Below are 4,423 nucleotides of genomic sequence, written 5' to 3'. Positions count from 1 at the left end.
GTAATGCATGTGCTATTGATGCAAGAAATGGGTTAGAGATATCCGGTATAACTAACCCATAAGTTTGCGTACTGCCAGAAGCCAACGCTTTCGCGATACCATTTGGCCGATAACCTGTTTTTTGGATTGCAGCGAGTACTTTTTGCTTGGTTGCTTCAGCCACAGGACGCGGGCCATTATTGATAACATAACTGACCACTGCGACAGAAGTCCCAGCTTCGCGGGCAACATCTACCCGCGTCACTTTTCTATCATTAATATCTGACACTCCGCTATTCCTATTACAGTGACTATTTATTTTATCCAAAGAATAGCAGCAGCACTGGTTTTTATATACTACTGAACATCATTTTCACCCTATTATACTGGCTTAAATTGCATCTTCGGGTAAGTTCAAATCGCGACCACGAGTTTCAGGTGCAAAGAAGGTGGTCACTAAGCCTATCGTTGCCATTCCCATAAAATAAATCGTAATTGGCCACCAATGACCTGTCCAAGAAAGTAATGCAGATGCCACCAATGGCGCTGTACCACCTGATAATATAGAGCCAAGTTCTTTCGCAAATGCCATTTTTTTATAGCGATTACGTACGCCAAATAGCTCTACTCCCCAAGCGGCTTGTACCCCAAAGATCCCTAATGAAGCTAACCCCATTCCAACAACAATGGTTGGAATAACAATCATTGGCTCACGAGAATCCAGCAACATAAATGCTGGAATTGCGTACAGAATCAATAAAAAACAGAACCAACGATAAATAATGCGACGGCCAAATCGGTCTGATAACCAACCAGCAAAAGGAATGATGGCAAAACCAAGGATTGAGGCGATTAATACCGCCGTAGTTGGTACCGATTTATCAACTAATAAAATTTTAGTGACATAACCAATAATGAACCCTTGAGCAAGATACGAAGGTCCATTTTCACCAATGCGTAAGCCAACCATGGTCCAAAAAGCTCTGCTCTTCTGCCAAAAAGTCCGATCATCAACAGGATGAGTAATGACATCATTTTCCAATGCTTGACGACGTTCTTCCTCTAGTAGTGCCTTTTGGCGTTCAAATACAGGGGTTTCACGCATATGTTGACGAATAATTAATGCTGCCAGCGCAATCAAAATACTGCCAAGGAAAGGGATCCGCCATCCCCATGACATTAAACTTTCTTTGTCCATTTGCAGAACAATCAACCAAATCATTGAGGCAAGTAACGTCCCGCGGTTTGACCCAAGGGCAATAATTGAAGAAACAAGGCCTCGACGTTTAACTGGTGCGTACTCTCCCAACATCACGGTACCGCCGGATAATTCAGCCCCCGCACCAAGCCCTTGGGCAAAACGTAAAATTACTAGGCAAGTTGGCGCCCAAACTCCAATTTGGGCATAACTCGGGATCGCGCCGATTAATGTTGTTGATAACCCCATCAGCGCAATCGTAATCACCATAACCATTTTTCGCCCGTGTTTATCACCTAGCCAACCGAAAAATAGTGCACCAATTGGGCGAGCAATAAAGCCTACCGAGTAGGCGGCAAAGCTCGATAACAACGCCATTATGGGTGTTGCATCAGGGAAAAACACATCACCAAAAACAATTCCTGCCGCTAAACCATACAATGCAAAGTCGGCATATTCCATGGTCGTTCCCAACCAACAAGAAAAAATCGCCCGCCGGAAATCTTTTTTTCCTTCGGGCGTGGTTAACCGCTCTTGTGCAGCCTGTTGGCTATCTGCGGTATTCAGTTCTATTGCCATATTAGAAACCCTTGATGTTGGCACAAAGCCGATTAATCAAAATTATATGTTATGTGTTTTTATTTACCTAAAGGATAGTCTACGCGCGTAGATTTAAGCAAACGCACGAATGATATTTTGTGAGCGTTATCACTTGATGTCAGATATATGAATTTTGTATGAATGGAGTAAATAAATTATTAGGTTATATTTAACAATCAATTAAAAGTAGAATTCAGTGAATATATACATTAAGACAAGATAAAATTGAGTCATCAAGGACTAAACATGGATATCACTTCCTGAATATCACTAGTTGCATAAAATGTTAGCTTTTATGTATAGAGATGACCGTATTATTAATGTGGATTTATTTTTTTTAACAATTATAATTAGTTCCCATCATTTTATGTAGTAGTTCATCACATTGAGTTCACTATGATGCTCAGGTCTGTCTTGAATGATTGAAAAATGAAAAATCACTGCGGATAGGCTGTTTTTTTAACTGCCTAGCCTTAGTATTTCTAATCAATTAACAAGGAGACGCTGATGCAAGTCAGTCGACGGTCCTTTTTTAAAATTTGTGCCAGTGGTATGGCAGGAACTTCTGCTGCTTTACTCGGTTTTGCCCCTAATGTATCCCTTGCCGATACACGCCAATATAAACTATTACGCTCAATAGAAACGCGTAATAACTGCACTTATTGCTCTGTGGGTTGTGGCATATTGATGTACAGCCTAGGTGACGGCGCAAAAAATGTCGATAAATCCATTTACCATATCGAAGGCGACCCCGACCACCCGGTTAGCCGAGGCTCTTTATGCCCTAAAGGCGCAGGGCTTATCGACTATATTCATAGTGAAAACCGCTTAAAATATCCGGAGTATCGCAAGCCCGGCTCAGATAAATGGGAACGTATCTCATGGGATGAAGCGATCGATAAGATTGCGCGGTTAATGAAAAAAGATCGCGATGATAACTTCATTACCCATAATGAAAAAGGCCACGAAGTTAATCGATGGCTGACGACAGGTATGTTGTGCTCATCGGCAGCAAGTAATGAAACCGGTATTCTCGATAATAAATTTTCGCGATCATTGGGTATGTTAGCTATCGATTGCCAAGCCAGACTTTGTCATGCGCCAACCGTTTCGGCACTTGCTCCAACCTTTGGTCGTGGAGCAATGACCAACAACTGGGTTGATATTAAAAACGCCAATGTGGTTTTAATCATGGGCGGCAACCCGGCCGAAGCACATCCCGTCGGTTTTAAATGGGTTATCGAAGCAAAAATTAAAAATAATGCCAAAGTAATTGTTGTCGACCCACGTTTTAATCGTAGCGCCTCAGTGGCTGATTTATATTCACCTATTCGAGCGGGTTCTGATACCGCCTTTTTATTAGGGGTGATTCGCTATCTGATTGAAAATGATAAAATTCAACATGAATATGTGAAAGCCTACACCAATGCCCCCTTAATAATTCGAGAAGATTATAGCTTTAACGATGGGCTTTTTAGTGGTTTTGATAAAGACAACCAACAATACGATCGTCGCTCTTGGCACTATGAAATTGATGAAAATGGCCATGCGCTAAAGGATGAATCCCTTCAACACCCCCGCTGTGTCTGGAATTTATTAAAGCAGCACGTTTCTCGCTACACGCCAGAAATGGTTACGACGTTATGTGGCACGCCGCTTGAAGATTTTATTTATATTTGTGAGCAACTTGCATCGACCTCTGGAAAAAATAGAACAGCGACAATTTTGTATGCATTAGGCTGGACACACCATACAGGTGGTGCCCAAACTATTCGTACCGCAGGCATGATCCAACTGTTACTTGGCAATGTCGGAATGCCGGGTGGAGGTGTCAATGCATTACGAGGACATTCCAATATTCAAGGCTATAGCGATTTAGGATTATTATCCTTAAATCTTCCGGGTTATATGCCTTTGCCTAATGAAAAACAAATTTCACTGCAAACCTATTTATCGCAAGTTACCCCAAGCGCAATTGTGCCTGACCAAGTCAATTACTGGAAAAGGACACCTGACTTTTTTATTAGCTTAATGAAAAGTTTTTGGGGTGATAATGCCACAGCAAGTAATGAGTGGGGTTACCATTGGTTACCTAAATGGGATAAAAGCTACGATATCATGGCTCAAACCCAAATGATGATCGATGGGAAAATGAATGGCTATATTGTTCAAGGTTTTAACCCATTAGCCGCGTTCCCAGATAAAAATAAATCCAGTGCAGCACTGGCGAAGCTCAAATATTTAGTCATCATCGACCCACTGGTCACTGAATCTTCTAACTTTTGGCAAAACCATGGTGAAATGAATGATGTCACCACTGCGGATATCCAAACTGAAGTATTCCGTCTTCCTTCATCTTGCTTCGCAGAAGAAAATGGCTCGATAGCTAACTCTGGTCGCTGGTTACAATGGCACTGGGCAGGAGCACGCCCACCTGCCCAAGCATGGCATGACGGTAAAATTCTCGGTCATTTACTCATGCGTTTACGCCAACTTTATCGTGAAGAAGGTGGCGTTTGCCCTGAACCACTGATGAATCTCTCTTGGAACTATATTGACCCTTATGACCCACAACCCGAAGAGGTTGCCAGAGAAGCCAATGGTCAAGCAATGCAAGATATCTTTGATGATTCAGGCAAACTATTT

General features: G+C 42.1%; 3 protein-coding genes. 1 reads left to right on the top strand and 2 read right to left on the bottom strand.

All coding sequences use genetic code 11. The features are described from left to right. Nucleotides 1-268: LacI family DNA-binding transcriptional regulator (locus tag M998_RS11615; RefSeq protein WP_156510942.1), on the bottom strand; the 268-nt coding region annotated here is incomplete at its 3' end. A gap of 102 nt (nucleotides 269-370) precedes the next feature. Next, nucleotides 371-1,756: an MFS transporter gene (locus M998_RS11610; protein ID WP_068908984.1), complete on the bottom strand. Its 1,386-nt coding sequence runs from the start codon at nucleotides 1,754-1,756 to the stop codon at nucleotides 371-373. Between the two features lie 528 nt (nucleotides 1,757-2,284). Between M998_RS11610 and fdnG the strand changes: the two genes are divergently transcribed. Next, a partial coding sequence (gene fdnG / locus M998_RS11605) for a formate dehydrogenase-N subunit alpha (protein ID WP_074379439.1) occupies nucleotides 2,285-4,423 on the top strand: 2,139 nt, incomplete at its 3' end.

The organism is Providencia heimbachae ATCC 35613 (assembly GCF_001655055.1).
GTDB lineage: Bacteria > Pseudomonadota > Gammaproteobacteria > Enterobacterales > Enterobacteriaceae > Providencia > Providencia heimbachae.
Note: the sequence above shows the minus strand (reverse complement) of the source record. Positions and strands in the feature narration are given on the sequence as shown.

Excerpts from the sequence above, each read along its gene's own strand:
- M998_RS11610 (WP_068908984.1), bottom strand. The coding sequence starts at position 1,756 with ATGGCAATAGAACTGAATACCGCAGATAGCCAACAGGCTGCACAAGAG.